This is a genomic window from Cohnella rhizoplanae, assembly GCF_948329515.1.
In the GTDB taxonomy this organism is placed as follows: Bacteria; Bacillota; Bacilli; order Paenibacillales; family Paenibacillaceae; genus Cohnella; species Cohnella rhizoplanae.
Window position 1 is genome coordinate 65,941 of the sequence record NZ_CAOJCN010000023.1, and the last position, 17,352, is coordinate 83,292.

A 17,352-nucleotide genomic window follows, 5' to 3' on the forward strand; every position below is an offset into this window, starting at 1 on the left:
GAGGAAGAAGGGGGAAACACACATGAAAAGGGGCATCATCTCTAGGCTGGCGGCGAACAAGACGCTGCTTCTCATGATTGCGCCTGCGGCAGCCTACTTTTTTCTGTTCAGCTACATTCCGATGGCGGGCGTGATCCTGGCGTTCAAGCAATTTAATTACAAACTGGGCATATTCGACTCTCCCTGGGTCGGGTTCGATAACTTCCGCTTCTTTTTCATGACGGGCGACGCCTGGCGGGTGACTTTAAATACGTTCGGATACAACGCTTCGTTTATCATCGTGAACAACGTGCTGGAGATCGTGATCGCGATCTTGCTGGCGGAGCTAGGCAGCAAATGGTTCCGCAAGCTCGCGCAGACGACCTTGCTGCTCCCGTATTTTCTGTCGTGGGTCGTCGTGGGCGCCATCGCCTATAACTTATTCAATTACGAGCACGGCTTGATCAATACGATGCTCGCGTCGGTCGGCTTGGACCGTCTCGACATCTATACGACGCCGGAATATTGGAAGTACATCCTCGTGGCCGTCTCGGCTTGGAAAGCGGTCGGATACGGGGCCGTATTCTACATGGCCGCCATTATGAACGTGGACAAGGAATCCTACGATGCGGCGGAGATCGACGGCGCCAACCTGTTCCAGCGCATCTACCATATCACGCTGCCGGCGATCCGGCCGACGGTGACCATCCTCGTCTTGCTGGCCATCGGAGGCATATTCCGCGGCGACTTCGGATTGTTCTACCAGCTTGTCGGCGGCAACGGCTTGCTGTACCAAGCGACGGACGTCATCGACACGTACGCCTACCGCTCGCTGATGATCGACAACGAGATCGGCATGTCGGCGGCGATCGGATTCTATCAATCCGTCCTGTGCTTCGTCACGATCCTCGCCGCCAACTATCTGGTCCGGCGCACCGACAAGAGCAATGCCCTATTCTGAGCCAGTAAGGAAGGTGATCGCCATGAACGCGGCGGCAAGAAAGAAAATGCACGCGGACCGACTGCTCCTGAACGTCGTCGGCTATCTGTTAGTAGGGCTCGTGGCGCTCGCTTGCCTGATTCCGCTGATCGTCGTGATCAGCGGGTCGCTGACGAGCGAGACGCACATTTTAGAGGACGGCTTCCGGTTTTGGCCGAAGGCGTTCGATACCAGTGCCTATGCATTCGCATTGAAGGAGCCGGCTACCCTGCTCCGCTCCTACGGGCTCACGATCTCCCTGACCGCGGTCGGGACGCTGGCCGGCCTGTTCATCTCGGCGATGGCCGCTTACGTGCTGCAGCGCCAGGATTTTCACTGGCGGTCCGGCTTTGCCTTCTACTTCTACTTCACGACGCTGTTCGGCGGCGGCCTCGTGCCTTGGTACATCCTGATGGTCAACTATCTCCACCTGAAGAACACCTACGGTGCGCTGCTGCTTCCGCCGATGCTGAGCGTGTTTTACATTCTGATCCTGCGCACGTTCATGCGGAGCATTCCCGAGGCGATCACCGAATCGGCGAAGATCGACGGCGCCGGCGACTTCACCGTCTTCGTCCGGCTCATCCTGCCGCTGTCCAAGCCCGGACTCGCGACGATCGGCCTGTTCACGGCGCTGAACTACTGGAACGACTGGTTCAATTCGCTGCTATTCATCGAGAGCAGCAGCGAAAAGCTGTACACGCTCCAATACCTGCTGTACCGCTCGCTCGGCAACCTGGAGGGCGTGAGGAGAATCATGGAGGTGACGGGCCTGAACGTCGGACCGCTGCCGGGCGAGAATCTCAAGATGGCGCTGGCGATCATCGCGACGGGACCGATCGTGCTCCTATACCCGTTCGTTCAGCGGTATTTCGTGCAAGGCTTGACGATCGGCGCGGTCAAAGGATAATCCCGGGGCTTCCCCGGTTATCGCATAGCAGGTATATATAAATAGGGAGGAAATGAACATGCGCAAGAAGGCGTTCAGAAAAGGAAAATGGGGAATCGCGCTCATGATGGCGATGGCCTTCGTCGTCAGCGGATGCGGGAACAATAACAATGGTTCCGAATCTCAGTCTTCGGCAAGCGCTTCCGCGACCGGCTCTCCGTCGCAGGCAGCTTCTTCTCCTGCGGCGTCCGCCAACGCGGACATCGACACGAGCAAGGAAGTAACGCTCAAGATGGTGCTGCTCGGCGCCAAGCCGGCCGACTTCGACGAAGTCTACGGCGAAGTGAACAAGCGGATGAAAGGGAAGATCAACGCGACCCTCGACGTCAGTTTTATCGACTGGGGCGAGTACGAGCAAAAGTATCCGCTGCTGTTCGCGGCCAGCGAAGACATCGATCTCGCCTTCTCCGCCAACTGGAACAAGTACAGCCAGATCGCCACGAAAAACGGCTATCTCGAACTGACCGAGGAGATGCTCCAGAAGTACGCTCCGCAAACGTGGGAAAAAGAGCCGAAGGTCGCTTGGGAACAAGCTAAGGTCAACGGCAAGGTCTACATGGTTCCGCAAGATCAATTCGAGTACGAGCACAAGCTCGTCGCCATCCGCGGCGATCTGAGAGAGAAATACGGCATTCCGGAGATCAAGACGCTTGACGATTACCACTCGTTCCTGGCGACGATCTCCAGCAAAGACAAGTCCATCATCCCGAGCATGGGCGCGGGCGAAGGCTCCTGGCTGGACTTCACGCAGCCGAACGAATTCTACCACCTGTCTTATCCGCTCCCGATCGTCTACAAGATTACGGACGCGAGCGGCAAGCTGATGAGCTATGCGGATACGCCTGAATACACCCAGTACATCGAGAGAATGTACAAGGCGGCCCAAGCCGGCGCCTGGCAGAAGGACGCCATCGTCAGCAAGCTCGACCGGAAGCAGGCGTTCATCGACGGCAAGCTCGCCTCGCTCGAATGGAATATCGGCACGCTGACCACCACCAAAGTTTCCATCGCGAACGCGCACCCGGACTGGAAGATCGAGATCGTCGATCTCAGCGCCGACAAGAAGCGTTTGCTGCTTCCGTACATCGGCAACGGCATGTCCGTCGCCGCTTCGAGCAAGAACCCCGAGCGCGCGCTCATGGCACTCGACCTGCTGCGTTACGACCAGGAGATCCATGACCTGACGAACTACGGCATCGAAGGGAAGCACTACGAGAAGGTCGGCGACGACCAGTTCAAATCGCTCGAAGCGTCCGCGAACTTCCCGGCCATGAGCGTATGCCCGTGGGGCTGGAACTCGCTGAACGAGCGGACCGACGTCACTATCGCGGACGAGCGCAACGCGATCATGGAGCAATTCAAGGCCAACACGGTCAACCACCCGCTGCAGATGTTCGTCTTCGACGACTCCGCCGTGAAGAACGAAGAAGCCGCTATCAACAACATCATGGACACGTACGGCAAGCCGCTCCGCTTCGGACTGGTCGAGCCGAACGATCCGAAGCGAGGCGTCAAGGCGTTCCAAGAAAAGCTCAAAGTAGCCGGCATCGAAAAGGTAATCGCGGAAATGCAAAAACAAGCCGACGCTTTCCTGCAGGCGCAATCCTAATTTAATCTAGTTTTATCCCGAAGCCGGTCGCGGACGCCTAGTCCTTGGCCGGCTTTGAATAGTAGAACAGGATCGCCGATAGACATCCAAGATAACGGACATGGAGGGGCAAGCATGACGACGACTTTTTCTTTTCGATTGACGGATAGCCTGGAAAAGGTGCTGCCGAAGCGGCAGCCGCGCGCGATGGACGATGGCGCCGTCCTGTCGGGCTTGTACGGGGAGACGCTGTCTTTTCAACTCGCGTATGCCTGCGCCAGCGACGAATATGACGTCCCCAGCTACCTGTTCAGGCTGCATGCGCGTTCGTCGTTGGGGGACCGGATCAGGCTCCGCAAGGTAGAGCTCGTTCCGAGTTCGTTTCCTTGCTATGGCAAATGGGACGACGATTATCTCACGACGGAGCCGGGACTGCTGCCGGATCTGCTCACGCCCTTATCCCTCGACGAGCCGATCAAAGCGATCCCTGCCCAATGGCGTTCGCTGTGGATCGACGTACCGCTCGACGCCGGCATGACCGAGGACACGTATTCGATCGTCCTCTCCGCGGAAAAGCTGGACGGCACCCCGCTGTGGGAAGGCCGGGTCGACATTCGCCCGGTTCCGCTCGCGCTGCCCGAGCAGAAGCTCCTGCACACGGAGTGGTTCCACGCGGATTGTCTGGCGGACTACTACAAGGTTCCCGTATTCAGCGAGGCGCACTGGCGCGTTATCGACAACTTCATGGCCTCGGCCGCGAGCCACGGGGTGAACATGCTGCTGACGCCCGTCTTCACGCCTCCGCTGGATACGGCCGTGGGCGGCGAGCGGACGACGATACAACTGGTCGACGTGGTCAAGGAAGGGGACGGCTACGCCTTCGGCTTCGGCAAGCTGGAGCGGTGGGTTCGGCTCTGCCAAAGAAACCGCATCCCGCATATCGAGATCTCCCATCTCTTCACGCAGTGGGGGGCGCAGTTCGCGCCGAAGATCATGGCGACGGCAGACGGCCGCGAGACGAGAATCTTCGGTTGGGATACGCCCGCCACGGGAGAATATGCGGCGTTCCTCCGGAGCTTCCTCCCGCAGCTGAAGGAAGAGCTCAAGCGGCTGGGCGTCTTCGAGAATGCCTGGTTCCATATCTCGGACGAGCCGCACGACCATCAAAAGTCGACCTACGCCGAAGCCAAGGCTCTCGTGGCAGACTTGCTGGCGGACTGCAAGGTCGTCGACGCGCTGAGCAGCTTCGACGTCTACCGCGAGGGTATCGTGGATAAGCCGATCGTGTGCATCGACCACATTCAGCCGTTCATCGATGCGGGAGTCGACCGTCTCTGGGCTTATAACTGCTGCGTGCAGGCGGTGGAAGTCAGCAACCGGTTCATGGCCATGCCTTCGGCGCGCAACCGGATCCTGGGCGTCCTCCTGTATCTCTACCGCATGGAAGGCTTCCTGCATTGGGGGTTCAACTTCTACAACGCGCAGTATTCCGTTCGCCCGATCGATCCCTACCGGGTGACCGACGCGGGCGAGGGCTTCCCCTCCGGCGACCCGTTCCTCGTCTATCCGGCGCCGGACGGCACCGCGTACGACTCCATCCGCGGCATGGTGCTGAAGGAGGCGCTGTACGACCTGAGAGCGCTGGAGCTGCTGGAGGCGCGGATCGGGAGAGCGAAGGTCGAGACCCTGATCCAGGAAGGCGTGCAGGAGAAGATCACGTTCACGCAGTATCCGAAAGGCTGGGAATATATCGATCAGTTAAGAAAAAAGATGAACGGCATGCTGCGATAACGGCAGCGCGGCCTTGAACGAGCCGGCATATGAAAACGGACCTCCCCGTCGATCGGGAGGTCCGTTTTTTTTGCGGATTAGCGCGCGACTCAGAATGGATTCGTGTTCAACAAGCTCGCCGTCTTGATGTACATCCGCTGAGACAGCTTGAGTTGGGCCACGATGTATTCCGCGATATCCTCCGGATGCATGTACTGCTCCTCCTTGCCTTCCGCGATCAGCGACGAGCTCTTGGCGAGGTCGGTCGCGATCGTGCTGGGCGTCAGCGCGGTGACTCGGATGTTGTTGCGGCGGACCTCCTGGGCCAGCGATTCCGACAGGCCGACGACGCCGAACTTCGACGCGCTGTAGGCGCTGGATCCCGGCGCTCCGCTCAGCCCGGCCGTTGAGGAGATATTGATGATGTCCCCTTGGTTTTTGGCGATCAGCTGCGGGAGGACGGTGCGCGTCACATAGTACGTGCCCAGCAGGTTCACCTCGATGATCTTTTTCCACAGCTCCGGGTCCATCTCGGCCAGCTTCTCGAAGGTACCGATCCCGGCATTGTTGATCAGAATATCGGCGGTGCCGATCTCCTCGGCGATCTTGCCGATCGCCTGTTCGACCTGCTCCAACGAGGAGACGTCGGCCGCCGCGTAGGCCGTCTTGACGCCCAATGCCTGAATTTCGCGCGCCGTTTCCAGCAGGTCTCCCTCGGTTCGGGCGATCAAGCCGACATGAACCCCTTCCCTTGCGAGCTCGAGCGCGACGGCTTTGCCGATCCCTTTCCCGGCTCCGGTCACGATCGCTGCTTTTCCTTTAATCGTCTGCGCCACGGTAGACACTCCTTTATTTTGCGAATGGACAAACACGCCAATGCCATTATATCGAATCCCGTCGATCATCCCAAATCCGCATGCCTATCGTGCGATAAGCCGCGCAAAAAGGACGCACGCTGCATAAAATCGGCCGCTGGTTGGAAAACCTACCCACTGTCCGAATAACTGCACGGAGGTGGTACCCATCGCTGCGGATCGTTTATCGAAGCAATTGCCCGCGAATCTCGCCCGGCTGGGGGACGTCTACAAGCAGTGCGGGGACCTGGAGATCAAGGACTGGCGTTACGGTCCTGACCTGAAGCACCGCGCGGCTTCCGTGTACTTCAAGACGATATGCGAGGGCAATACGAATTATATGAAAAGCGCGCTGCAGGACCTCTCGAACCACGTGATCGGTCCGGGGCTGGACGTGACGCCGGAGATGATCCGCGTGTTTTTCGGCGCGCATGGCGTGTCGTCCGAGCATGCCACCCTGGAGCGCGACTGGTCCGCCGTCGATCGGCTTATGCTGCAGGGCTACTTGGTCTTGCTGATCGACGGTTGGGACTACGCGCTCTGCTTCGAGTCGGAGGAAATGGAGACGCGCCCGGTGGCGGAGCCCGAGACGGAGCCGGTCGTCCAGGGGCCGCGCGAGGGCACCGTCGAGAGCTTGAAAAAAAACATCGGCATGATCCGCAAGCGGATGCAGACGCCGGCGCTGAAGATACAATACTTCCGGGCGGGCGGACATACCAACACGAATATCGCCTACGGCTATCTGGAAGGCGTCGTCGATCCCGCGGTGCTGGCCGAGTTCGAGCGTAGGCTGCAGCCCATCAGGGGCAGGGGGGACATCGTCGACACCTCCTATATCGAAGAGATCATCGAGGACCGCCCGCTGTCCCCGTTTCCCCAGTTCCGGTATACCGAGCGTACGGATACGGCCGCGGCCGCGATGCTCAACGGCAAGATCGTGCTCCTGACCGAAGGCTCGGGCTCGATCATGATCTGTCCGGGCTTGTTCTTCGATCTGCTGCAGTCCAGCGAGGACTACTATCAACGCGTGCTCGTATCGAATTTTATCCGCTGGCTGCGCTTCATCGCCCTCATGATCGCGATCTCGCTGCCCAGTCTGTATATCGCGGTCTCCACGTTTCACACCGAGCTCATCCCGACCGTCCTGCTGCTGGCGATCGTGGATTCGCGCGAGGGCATTCCGTTCGGCGCCTTCGTCGAGGCCGTCATCATGGTGTTTTTCTTCGAGCTGCTCAAGGAGGCCGGCATCCGACTGCCGAGGAACGTCGGCTCCGCGGTCAGCATCGTAGGCGCGCTGGTCATCGGAGAAGCCGCGATCAATGCGGGGATCGCCTCGCCGATCATGGTCGTCATCGTGTCGCTGACGGGGATCGCCTCGTTCTCGCTGCCGCAGTACAACTTGTCCATCGCGCTGAGGCTGATCCAGTTCCCGCTCATGGCGCTATCCTCTCTGCTCGGCGGCTTCGGCATCCTGCTCGGCTATCTGTTCATCTGGCTCCACCTGGTCACGCTAACCTCGCTCGGCGTGCCTTTCCTGACGCCGCTCGCGCCATGGAAGGGCGACCAACTCCGCGATACGCTGATCCGGACCAAGCTGCCCGCGCTGATCAAGCGGCCGAGGCCGCCCCGTTCCACCTAAATTGACTACCCGCGGAGGTGCTGCCGTGATGCCCCGATACGCCATCATAAGCCGGCTCGTACTCCTGGCGGCGATGCTCTGCGCGCTGCCGACCGGCTGCGCCGAAGGAGACCGGGCCGAGATTCCGCAGAAAGGCTTCGTCATGGGGGTCGCGCTGGACGAGGCGCCCGAGGGACGGATCGGGTTGACCGTCCAAGTATTCAAGCCTTCCCAGAATATCGTCGGACGCGGCAAGCCCGAGAAGTCCTTCATCAACATCCGGACCGATGATGAATCGATGATCGAAGCCGTGCGGGATATCACGATTCGGCTCGGGCGCAAGGCCCAGTGGAGCCATATGCGCATCATTCTGGTAGGCGAGCAGCTGGCGCGCAAGCATTCGCTCATCGCGCTGCTCGATTTTTTGTACCGGGACCACGAGCCAAGGCTGACCACGCATTTGCTCATCACCAAGGGGGATGCGGCGCAATATATGGAGATCCCTCCCTACATCGAGAACTCGGTCAGCCAGCAATATTTCTTGAGCGAGCAATCCTCGCACGAGATGACGGGCAAGACGGTCTCCGCCAACCTGCTGCAGCTGGCGCTGCAGACCCGCAGCCCATCGGCGGTCGCGATGATCCCTTATCTGTACGAACAGAAGTCGCGCGATGAAGTCACTCCCGCCGTGGCGGGCGCCGCCGTGCTCGTCAACGGCCGGCTTAAGGAAGTCATCCCCTCCAAGCTGCTGGAAGGCGTTCAACTGCTCGCTGGCAGTTACAAGTCCGGAATCGTGGAAGTTCCCTGTACCGCCGACCCGACCAAAGAGCGCGCGCTGCAGGAGGACTCGGTGGAGGTGCTGTCGGCCAAGACCGTGATGCGGGTGAAAACCGCGGGAGACCGGCTTCATCTCGCCTTCCGGCTAAAGGTCGAAACGGCGCTCTCCGAGCTCGTCTGCGGACAGTCCCTCAAGCCGCAGGAGGATCAGGCGCTCCGGCAGCGCATCGCCAAGACGATAGAGCAGACGATGCGGGAGGGCATGGACTGGCTGCTTCAGAAGCGGGTCGATGTGCTCGGCGTAGGGAACCTGCTTTTCGAGCGTCATACGAAGCTGTGGAGGCAGTGGAAGAAGGATTGGCCGCAGCAATTCGCGGGCGCGACGTATGAAGTGCACGCCGACGTCACGATCATGACCTCGGGCACCAATGTCGGCAAGCCGATCGACAAGAGGCCGGGTGATTCCTAATGCGGGCGTTACTGTTGCTGGCGTTGGCCGCCTTCCTAACGTACGACTGGAAAGAGAGCCGACTGGGCGGCGCGAAGCTGCGGACCAAGGTCGTTTACGCGCTGCTGCTGCTGATCGCCGGCTACCATATGCTGATCGTCTTTGGCATTTTATCCGCCGCGTCGTACTACGACCTGTTCCTGCGGATCTTCGGCGGGATCGCCGAGCGCATCATCTCCGGTCTGGAGCCGGAAGGAGGGGACTAGTCCATGAGAAACAAGATTACGCCCTCGCAGGTCGCGGTGATGCTTTTCGTCTATTTGACCGGGTCGGCCATCATCAACATACCGGCGCCGCTCATCTCGGTGAGCGACAACGAGGCCTGGATCTGTCTGCTGGCGGCTGCCGGGATCGGGCTGCTCCTGCTCGTCCCCCTCGTCAGTCTCGCCCGCAGATTCCCCGACTTGGACTTCATCGAGTACGGCGCCAAGCTGACGACCCGTCCCGTCGCGGTGGCGTTCGGTATTTTGCTGCTGCTGCTGCAGGTCCATATCGTGGCCGGCATCGTCATGGATATCGCGATGTTTCTCAAGAGCTCGATGATGCGCGACACGTCCTTCGCCTACTTTATCACCCTGACGATGCTTGCCGTGGCGCTGACGGCGCGGGTCGGCATCGGCCGGTTCGCGGGCATGTTCGGCTTGCTGATGCTCTCCGTCATGCTGTTCGTGCTTTTCAATATCTCGCTTGCTTCCGCGGGCTTCCATCCGCAATATCTGCTGCCGGTCCTCGACCATGGCGTTAAACCGATTTTTCACGGCATCTATTTTATATCTGGCTTTCCGTACGGGGAGATGGCGTTGTTCTGCATGATCCTCCCGTTGGTCAGAACCCGGGCCAAAGACCGCACCGGGTCGAAAATGGCGCTGGCCGTGGCGTTGAACGCAGGATCCCTGCTCTTGGTCACGCTGGCGACGGTGCTCACCTTCGGCCCGATCTCGGGAGAGCGCAAGTATTCGATGTTCGAGATGGCCCGGACGGTCTATGTCACCGAGATCTTCGAGCGGCTGGAAGCGCTGATGGGCTACTCCATGATCGTCGCATCCTTCATGAAGGCGACGATCGCGCTGTTCTCGGCGCATCTGACGCTGAACAGCCTGCTCAAGCTGCCCCGGGACAACCGGCAGCTGATCTTCCCGCTCGCCTTTATCGTGACGCTGATCTCGATCTCCGTCGGCCTCCGCGGCGAAGCGTACTGGGACTTCATGATCTCCGGCATTCACCCGCTGTGGGTGTTCACCTGCGGTATTGTGCCCCTGCTCGTTGTGTACGCGGCATCGCTGGTGCGCAAGCGGGTGACTTGAGGGAGGGCCGTCTCGGTCAAGGCTTCCTTAAACATCAAAATGCTCCCCATTCGGCAACGGGCTTTTACGATTTCGCCTGTCCGCCTTATAGGGAGCATTCTACTTTGAGCATAGCGCTTTTTGTTTTTAATTGCTTTTAACGCTTCGTATTGTCAACGCGGGTTACATGTTCATGACGGTCGCGCCGCTTTAATCCCGCCAGTCCTGCGAGGCCAAGCAAACCGAGGAGGCCCCATTTCCCGCTGTCATCGTCATCATGATTTGTCGTTTGCGTTTGCGTGGCAGCTGCATCGGTCGTGCTCGTGGACTCCTCCGCGAACGCCGCCGTCGAACCTAGTGCCGACACGATAAGCAGGGTCATGAACATGAACTTAAATTTCTTGAACATTTTATCAGCTCCTCTAGGTTGTTGGTTGTTCCGAGAGATATGTAACCCCAGGCTGTGTATTCTAAACCGTCCTCGGTCGGACAAGCGAATAAACCGCATTAAATCGAGCTCCCCGTTGCCGGGACGATCTCTTGCCAGTACAGGCAGCGAAGGAATTTCACAATTTTTGTCGAACCCGTATTCTATGATGAAAAAAAGAAAGATTTTCGCCGTCGTCGGGCTGTTCCTGCTCGCGCTCACCGGCATTCGCCTGATCTGGATCGGCATGCAGACGGACACCGAGAGGGCCGAGGCCCAAGGCGGCGTGCTGGATCTTAGCGGCTGGGATACCGCCTCCCATCCGATCTACTTCCTCTCCGGACAATGGACTTTTTACCCGTCGCAGCTGGTCGCGCCCGGGCCGGACGGCACGTTCCGGCCGCAGGGCGCCGCCGGATCGGCGAAGGTTCCCGGCAGCTGGAAAAAAGCGTTCGATCCGCCGCGCGCGTCCGCCATCGGATACGGGACCTATCGGCTGCGCATCGTGCTGCCGTCCGCAGGCCTGCCGGAGCTGACCGTACGCGTGCCGGGGATTTCAGCGTCATCTGCGCTGTACGTGAACGGGCGCCTGATGGGCGGCGCCGGCATTCCGGCCGACCGCGCATCCGCCTACACGACGGGCAATGCGCCGTATTCCGTCACGTTCGCGGCCGACGACGGCATGCTGGACCTCGTGCTCCTGGCGGCCAACTACGACGACCGTATCATCGGCGGACTGATAGAGCCCGTCAAGCTCGGCACCGCACGGGCGATGAACCGGGACTACTGGCTGTCCGTCGGATCGCAAGCCGCCTTTATCCTGCTGATGGCCATGCATGCCCTCTATGCGCTCGCCCTTTATTTCATTGGCACCCGGCAGCGGCCGCTCCTGATTTTTGCCCTGCTCGGGATATGCGGGGCGCTATCCGTCCTTTGCAACACCGACCGCCTGCTGACCGTCTGGTTCGGAGCGGATTTCGAGGCATTCTATAAGGTTTTCTACCTATCCTACCTGGGAGGGGCAGCCCTGCTGCTGCAGTACGTAAGAAGCCTGCTGCCCGAGTTTCCCGGTCTGCGCCATGCCCGCTGGCATTTCGCCGCATGCATGGTTTTCGGACTGTTCGTGCTGGCGTCTCCTGCCCGGGCGATTACCCATCCCATTGCGGACGGGCTGCATACATTTCTGCTGCTGGCCTCGTTCGGCGTCGCCCCGATCTTCATCTACCGGGCCGTCCGCAGAGGCTCTCCGGATGCGATCTATCTGCTGCTGGGCGCCGTCGCCGTCGCCTGGAATCTGCTCTGGGGGATCTTCGGCTACGCCAACTCCATCGACGTCGGCTACTATCCGTTCGATATGCTTGCTTTTTTCGTCGCCTTCGCGCTCTACTGGTTCAAGCGATATTTCCGCAATGCCGCCGAGACCGTCCGGTTGGCGGAGCGCCTGCAGGCGGCGGACGCGCGCAAGGACGAGTTCCTGGTCCACACCTCGCATGAGCTTCGCAATCCGCTTCACGGCATGCTGAGCATGGCCCAGTCCGTGCTGGACGGCGGCCGCCGGACAGACGACGCCGTCAACCGGGAACGTCTCGCGCTGCTCGTGTCAATGGGCAAGCGCATGTCCTTTCTGCTCCACGATCTCATCGATCTCAATCGGCTCCGGGAGAGTCGCTTATCCGTGAACCCGGCGCCGCTCCGGCTGCAGACAGAGGCCGCCGGCGTGCTCGACATGGTCCGGTTCATGACGGAGGGCAAGCCGGTTCGGCTCGAGAACCGCGTGCCGGATACGCTGCCTGCGGTGATGGCGGACGAGCAGCGTCTGGTGCAGATCTTGTTTAACCTGCTGCACAACGCGGTTAAGTTTACGCACGAGGGCCGGGTCTGGATCGAAGCGGCCGCCGAGGGAGACCGGGTCGTCGTGCGCGTCGCGGATACCGGGATCGGGATGGACGAGGAGACGGCGAGCCGTATCTTCGGGCCTTATGAGCAAGGCGAGCGCCGGGCGGAGACCAACGCGTCCGGCTTCGGGCTGGGCCTGGCGATCAGCAAGCGGCTGGTCGAGCTGCACGGCGGTCGGTTAACGGTCGGCTCGAGCCCCGGCTTCGGCTCCGTCTTCAGCTTTACGCTGCCTGCCGCGGAGACGGAAGGCGCGGATACGGCCGAGCGCGAAGTCGCCGCGACAAGCTGGCTCCCGGATGCATCGGTTCCCGCTGACGTTGACCCGAAGGCCGAACGCCGGCCGGCAACCGAAGCGCGCCAAGACCGCTCCCGCATCCTCGCCGTCGACGACGAGCCGGTGAATCTGCGGATTCTGCAGCTCGTACTGCCCTCGGAGCTGTACGAGCTCACGACCGCTACCAGCGGCGCCGAAGCGCTGTCCCTTCTGAATTCGGGTCCCTGGGACCTGCTGATCGCGGACGTCATGATGCCGGATATCTCGGGCTACGAAGTCGCGCGTACCGTCCGCACGATCTTCTCTGCCTCCGAGCTGCCGATCCTGCTGCTCACGGCGCGCTATCGGGCCGAGGATATCGAGGCCGGCTACAAGGCGGAGGCCAACGACTACGTCGTCAAGCCCGTTGATGCGCAAGAGCTGCGGATGCGGGTCAAGGCGCTGACGGGCGTCGCCCGGGCGGCCCGCGAGCAGAAGCGTCTGGAGGCGGCTTGGCTGCAGGCGCAGATTCAGCCGCATTTCCTGTTCAATACGCTCAATTCCATCGCGGCGCTGGGAGATGTCGATACCGCCCGCATGCGCGAGCTGCTGTCGGCCTTCGGCGATTACCTGCGGGCCAGCTTCGACTCCGCCAACTCGGATCAGCTGGTGCCGCTGCACAAGGAGCTTGGCTTGGTGCAGGCTTACTTGTACATCGAGAAGGCGCGGTTCGAGGACCGAATTCAGGTCGCTTGGGAGGTAGATGAGCACCTTCTGCCGGAGGTGCCCCCGCTGTCCGTCCAGACGCTGGTGGAGAACGCCGTACGGCACGGGGTGCTCAGACGCCCCGAGGGCGGCACCGTCCGGATCCGGATTCAGGAGCGCGGGGGCGTCGTAGAGATATCGATCGAAGACGACGGCCCGGGCCTGACGCCCGATACGCTGTCGCGGGCGCTGCAGCAGGACGGGCTGTCCGGACGCCATGCAGGCGTCGGCTTGGCCAATACCGACCGCAGGCTGAAGCAAATATACGGCAAGGGGCTGCGCGTTCGCAGCCTTCCCGGTAAAGGGACGACGGTCTCGTTCGTCGTGCCCAAGCAACAGGCCAAGCGCGGGTTCGCCGCCGATCGGGCACATGATGCCGCGAGCGATTGACCGCGACCCGAGTGCGGCTTGCTAGGAAAAGTATCCGCTGTACACAGCCGCTGCAGGCTCACTTTATGAGCTTACAGCTCCCAAGGCAAGCGCTTCCGTCGCTGCACGCGCACATTTTGAGCTTACAGCTCCAAAGGCGGGCGCTTCCGTCGCTGCAGGCTCACATTTTGAGCTTACAGCTCCCAAGGCGGGCGCTTCGGCCGCTGCACGCGCACATTTTGAGCTTACAGCTCTCAAGGTGGGCGCTTCCGTCGCTGTAGGCGCATATTTTGAGCTTAGAGCTCCCAAGGCGGGCGTTTCCGTCGCTGCAGGCTCACATTTTGAGCTTACAGCTCCCAAGGCTGGTGCTTCCGTCGCTGTAGGCGCATATTTTGAGCTTAGAGCTCCCAAGGCGGGCGTTTCCGTCGCTGCAGGCTCAAAATGTGCGCCTACAGCTCCCAAGGCTGGTGCTTCGGCCGCTGTATGCGCACATTTTGAGCTTACAGCTCCCAAGGCGGGCGCTTCGGCCGCTGTAGGCTCACATTTTGAGCTTACAGCTCCCAAGGCGGGCGCTTCGGCCACTGTAGGCGCACATTTTGAGCCTACAGCTCCGGGCGAACATGCCTGCCTCAGGCACGCACGCCCAAGTATTCCTGCTCATAGATCGCATGCACTCTTTCCAGCACGCTGCGCGCCTGGTCTTTAAACTTTAACTCCGTCACGCGCCCCTTTACCAGAAATACGCCGGTCGCTTGGCGATGTTCGCCGAGCGCGCCTTCGTAGAGTTGGCCTGCGCCGTGGGTAGGCGGGGAAAAGAAAAGCTTCATGAGCATACCCACCACCAAGGGCAGGCCGGACGTTTTGCCCTTTCTGAGCGTATTGTTGCCGCCGGGATCGACGCTGCGAATGCGGATGCCCTCCTCGAGCAGCCGCGGGGCGATCTCCTGCGTCCACAGCGAGAGCGCCAGTTTGGACGCGGCGTAGGGACCCAGCAGCTTGCGGAACGTCTTGGGGCGCTCCAGAATGTCGATACTCAACGCCTTCGTAAATTTAAGCGCCGATGACGAGGTGTTGATTACCGTTTTGAAGCGGCCGTTCTTCAAGCTCTCCGTCAGTTCCCGCACGATAATATACGGCACGACCGTCATCAGCTCATAGTGCTGCTCGCGTCCCTGCGCCGAATAGCTCAGCTCGGGGAAGGACCCGCCGGCATTATTGAACAAGATATCGATGCGCGGCTCCTTCGCTTTCACATCATCCAGGGTTCGCCTCAAGCCGGTAAAGTCGGCGAGATTCGCCGTCTTATAAATACGGAGCCGGCCGCTCTGGACAGCCTGCCGAATGTCCGGGTCCTCCGCCGGGAAGTCGGAACGTATCACGGCCGCCACCTGCCATTGCGCAGCCAGCAGCTTCCGCGTTAACTCCAGCCCGATCCCGGCGCTCGCTCCCGTAATCAGGGCGATATTCTCACGATCCCTCATATCCATGCTTATCAACGCCTCCTCCAGATGCCGGGGTCGTTTCCCCGATAGCGCACATTCTATAAGTTGGAGCCGACTCCAAGTCAAGGGCGCAGCTTCATCGTTTTATTTCATTCCGTGCGCTTGACTTGGAGTCAGCTCCAAGATATACAATGCATCTAAAAGGAAATCTCCGGGAGGGAAGAGGATGAAGGCAGAACCTGCGTATACCATCAAGCAGATCGCGGACCGCACCGGCATCTCCGAGGACACGATCCGTTATTACGAGAAGATCGCGCTGCTGCCCCGGGCGGTGCGGAGGGACAACGGGCATCGCGTCTACCGGGAGGAGGACCTGAGCACGCTCCGGCTGCTATCCTGCCTGAAGAAAACGGGTATGCCGCTGGAGGAAATGCGGCCGTTCCTGACGGTATCCGCCGATGCCGACCCTGCGGATTATCCGGAGCTGGTGGAGCAATTAAGGAGTCATCGCGAGAACATCGTCGGCCAGATCGCGTCTCTGCAGCAGGTCGTCGACTTTATCGATATGAAGCTCGACGAGGGCCGATATCGCGGCCATTGCTCGGGCGAGGAGCGGGAAGATGCGCAGAAAAAGCCCGTCTCGCCGACGGAGATGAGCTATTTTCCCGTAACGGGATCACGAAGCGGACTATAATTGGCGGAAGCGGAATTCATCGAAGTGCAATCGCTAGAATATGCGACGGTGGAATCCTGAGACTCGCCGGAGGATTTGATTTTTCTCCCGAAGCGTACGCCAATTCTCCCCGGCTTCGGCCAAGGAAGTCTCCTTGTCGCTCGCATAGTCATCTGCTAACATAGGGGGAAATGCGAGGGAGGTGCGGACATGATCGATATACACTGCCACATCTTGCATGGCGTGGACGACGGCGCGAAGGATCTGGCCGAGTCCGTGGCGATGGCGCGGATCGCGTACGAGGATGGCGTACGGGATATCATCGTGACGCCTCACTTCAACCACGGGTTCCTCACCATGGCCGACGTCGTGCACCGCAAGCTGGAGGAGCTGGAGCGCGAGCTCGACAGGCAGGGCGTCGACATCCGCCTGCACCCGGGTACAGAGGTCCAACTGGTGAGCGCGGCGTTCTTCGACGAGCATCGCCGGAATCGCTCCTTCGCTCTCCTTGGCCGGCCGGGTACGCATCTGCTCATCGAGCAGCGCTGGAGCGACTATGACCCGGGTACGCCGGAGATCGTGCAGCGACTGCTGGATGCGGGCGTGACCCCTATTCTGGCGCATCCGGAGCGGCATCCCTTCTTCAGGGACGACCCGGAGCTGCTGCCGCAGCTGATCGAGCTCGGCCTGTGGACGCAGGTGTCGGCGGACAGTCTCGTCGGCAACTTCGGGCCGGATGCGCAGCGCTACGGGCGAGCGCTCATCGCTGCGGGTCATGCGCATACGATCGCGACCGACGCCCACAACGTGAACAGGAAGCCGAACCTCGGCGCGGGCATGGCGATATACGAGGAAATGGCGGGCGCAGCGGCGCGGACCGAGCTGGAGGCGCGGATGCGGAGCATCGTAGCTGGTTGATGCGGTTGCGCGCAGACCAAATGACCGAGTACCACACGAAGCACCTCGCCGAGTCGAGGTGCTTCTTTTCGCTAACATATAATGGAACTGATATAATGCCAAATGCGCTTATCGGCCGCCTCAGCCTATGCTGAGCTCGCACGATAGTGCCCAAATGCGCTTATCGGCCGCCTCAGCCTATGCTGAGCTCGCACAATAGTGCCCAAACGGTTCAACCCCCTAACCTTGGACACTTTCGTCCAAAACCCGGGGTTCTCTCCCTAAATCGCAATATTTATCGGCTTAATGGCGCCGGAGAGAAAAT

The 17,352-nt window shown here is 60.4% G+C and carries 14 protein-coding genes; 11 read left to right on the forward strand and 3 right to left on the reverse strand.

Annotated features, from left to right (window positions below):
- Window positions 1-22 precede the first annotated feature (22 nt).
- The 4 genes from PQG80_RS24055 to PQG80_RS24070 all read left to right on the forward strand — a co-directional run bounded on the left by PQG80_RS24055 (window position 23) and on the right by PQG80_RS24070 (window position 5,286).
- The gene (locus PQG80_RS24055) at window positions 23-940 is read left to right on the forward strand and encodes an ABC transporter permease (protein WP_271754218.1); all 918 of its coding nucleotides are present in this window, start codon (window positions 23-25) and stop codon (window positions 938-940) included.
- A gap of 22 nt (window positions 941-962) precedes the next feature.
- Window positions 963-1,868 (forward strand): carbohydrate ABC transporter permease, encoded by a 906-nt coding sequence (locus tag PQG80_RS24060; RefSeq protein ID WP_271754219.1) that lies wholly within the window; start codon window positions 963-965, stop codon window positions 1,866-1,868.
- Between the two features lie 58 nt (window positions 1,869-1,926).
- Window positions 1,927-3,516, forward strand: coding sequence for an ABC transporter substrate-binding protein (locus PQG80_RS24065; RefSeq protein WP_271754220.1), 1,590 nt, complete (start codon window positions 1,927-1,929; stop codon window positions 3,514-3,516).
- 114 nt (window positions 3,517-3,630) lie between these two features.
- Window positions 3,631-5,286 carry a DUF4091 domain-containing protein gene (locus PQG80_RS24070; protein WP_271754221.1) on the forward strand — a complete coding sequence of 552 codons (1,656 nt, stop codon included), beginning with the start codon at window positions 3,631-3,633 and terminating at the stop codon, window positions 5,284-5,286.
- Between the two features lie 89 nt (window positions 5,287-5,375).
- Here the strand turns inward: PQG80_RS24070 and PQG80_RS24075 are convergent, their stop codons facing one another.
- Window positions 5,376-6,101, reverse strand: a complete 726-nt coding sequence (locus tag PQG80_RS24075) for a 3-ketoacyl-ACP reductase (RefSeq protein ID WP_271754222.1) — start codon at window positions 6,099-6,101, stop codon at window positions 5,376-5,378.
- 178 nt (window positions 6,102-6,279) lie between these two features.
- Between PQG80_RS24075 and PQG80_RS24080 the strand changes: the two genes are divergently transcribed.
- Genes PQG80_RS24080 through PQG80_RS24095 form a run of 4 tightly spaced genes read left to right on the forward strand, consistent with a single transcriptional unit; the run spans window position 6,280 to window position 10,326 of the window.
- Window positions 6,280-7,758 (forward strand): spore germination protein, encoded by a 1,479-nt coding sequence (locus tag PQG80_RS24080; protein WP_271754223.1) that lies wholly within the window; start codon window positions 6,280-6,282, stop codon window positions 7,756-7,758.
- 28 nt (window positions 7,759-7,786) lie between these two features.
- Window positions 7,787-8,983, forward strand: coding sequence for a Ger(x)C family spore germination protein (locus PQG80_RS24085; RefSeq protein ID WP_271754234.1), 1,197 nt, complete (start codon window positions 7,787-7,789; stop codon window positions 8,981-8,983).
- Window positions 8,983-9,228 (forward strand): hypothetical protein, encoded by a 246-nt coding sequence (locus tag PQG80_RS24090; RefSeq protein WP_271754224.1) that lies wholly within the window; start codon window positions 8,983-8,985, stop codon window positions 9,226-9,228. Before PQG80_RS24085 ends, PQG80_RS24090 begins: the two co-directional genes overlap by 1 nt.
- 3 nt (window positions 9,229-9,231) lie before the next feature.
- Window positions 9,232-10,326, forward strand: a complete 1,095-nt coding sequence (locus tag PQG80_RS24095) for a GerAB/ArcD/ProY family transporter (RefSeq protein ID WP_271754225.1) — start codon at window positions 9,232-9,234, stop codon at window positions 10,324-10,326.
- 136 nt (window positions 10,327-10,462) lie between these two features.
- On the opposite strand, the gene PQG80_RS24100 is transcribed toward PQG80_RS24095, so the two are convergent.
- A complete protein-coding gene (locus tag PQG80_RS24100) occupies window positions 10,463-10,714 on the reverse strand; it encodes a WGxxGxxG family protein (protein ID WP_271754226.1) in 252 nt (83 codons plus the stop codon).
- Window positions 10,715-10,898: 184 nt separating this feature from the next.
- Between PQG80_RS24100 and PQG80_RS24105 the strand changes: the two genes are divergently transcribed.
- Window positions 10,899-14,036 (forward strand): hybrid sensor histidine kinase/response regulator, encoded by a 3,138-nt coding sequence (locus PQG80_RS24105; protein ID WP_271754227.1) that lies wholly within the window; start codon window positions 10,899-10,901, stop codon window positions 14,034-14,036.
- A gap of 608 nt (window positions 14,037-14,644) precedes the next feature.
- On the opposite strand, the gene PQG80_RS24110 is transcribed toward PQG80_RS24105, so the two are convergent.
- On the reverse strand, window positions 14,645-15,502 hold the full coding sequence (locus tag PQG80_RS24110; protein ID WP_271754228.1) for an SDR family NAD(P)-dependent oxidoreductase: 858 nt from the start codon (window positions 15,500-15,502) through the stop codon (window positions 14,645-14,647).
- 181 nt (window positions 15,503-15,683) lie between these two features.
- On the opposite strand from PQG80_RS24110, the gene PQG80_RS24115 reads away from it, so the two are divergent.
- Both PQG80_RS24115 and PQG80_RS24120 read left to right on the forward strand, forming a co-directional pair.
- On the forward strand, window positions 15,684-16,151 hold the full coding sequence (locus PQG80_RS24115) for a MerR family transcriptional regulator (protein WP_271754229.1): 468 nt from the start codon (window positions 15,684-15,686) through the stop codon (window positions 16,149-16,151).
- A 189-nt stretch (window positions 16,152-16,340) separates the two neighbouring features.
- On the forward strand, window positions 16,341-17,048 hold the full coding sequence (locus tag PQG80_RS24120) for a tyrosine-protein phosphatase (RefSeq protein ID WP_271754230.1): 708 nt from the start codon (window positions 16,341-16,343) through the stop codon (window positions 17,046-17,048).
- The last annotated feature ends 304 nt before the right edge of the window (window positions 17,049-17,352 follow it).

Excerpts from the sequence above, each read along its gene's own strand:
- PQG80_RS24055 (WP_271754218.1), top strand. The coding sequence starts at position 23 with ATGAAAAGGGGCATCATCTCTAGGCTGGCGGCGAACAAGACGCTGCTT.
- PQG80_RS24060 (WP_271754219.1), top strand. The coding sequence starts at position 963 with ATGAACGCGGCGGCAAGAAAGAAAATGCACGCGGACCGACTGCTCCTG.
- PQG80_RS24065 (WP_271754220.1), top strand. The coding sequence starts at position 1,927 with ATGCGCAAGAAGGCGTTCAGAAAAGGAAAATGGGGAATCGCGCTCATG.
- PQG80_RS24070 (WP_271754221.1), top strand. The coding sequence starts at position 3,631 with ATGACGACGACTTTTTCTTTTCGATTGACGGATAGCCTGGAAAAGGTG.
- PQG80_RS24085 (WP_271754234.1), top strand. The coding sequence starts at position 7,787 with ATGCCCCGATACGCCATCATAAGCCGGCTCGTACTCCTGGCGGCGATG.
- PQG80_RS24090 (WP_271754224.1), top strand. The coding sequence starts at position 8,983 with ATGCGGGCGTTACTGTTGCTGGCGTTGGCCGCCTTCCTAACGTACGAC.
- PQG80_RS24095 (WP_271754225.1), top strand. The coding sequence starts at position 9,232 with ATGAGAAACAAGATTACGCCCTCGCAGGTCGCGGTGATGCTTTTCGTC.
- PQG80_RS24100 (WP_271754226.1), bottom strand. The coding sequence starts at position 10,714 with ATGTTCAAGAAATTTAAGTTCATGTTCATGACCCTGCTTATCGTGTCG.
- PQG80_RS24105 (WP_271754227.1), top strand. The coding sequence starts at position 10,899 with ATGATGAAAAAAAGAAAGATTTTCGCCGTCGTCGGGCTGTTCCTGCTC.
- PQG80_RS24110 (WP_271754228.1), bottom strand. The coding sequence starts at position 15,502 with ATGGATATGAGGGATCGTGAGAATATCGCCCTGATTACGGGAGCGAGC.
- PQG80_RS24115 (WP_271754229.1), top strand. The coding sequence starts at position 15,684 with ATGAAGGCAGAACCTGCGTATACCATCAAGCAGATCGCGGACCGCACC.
- PQG80_RS24120 (WP_271754230.1), top strand. The coding sequence starts at position 16,341 with ATGATCGATATACACTGCCACATCTTGCATGGCGTGGACGACGGCGCG.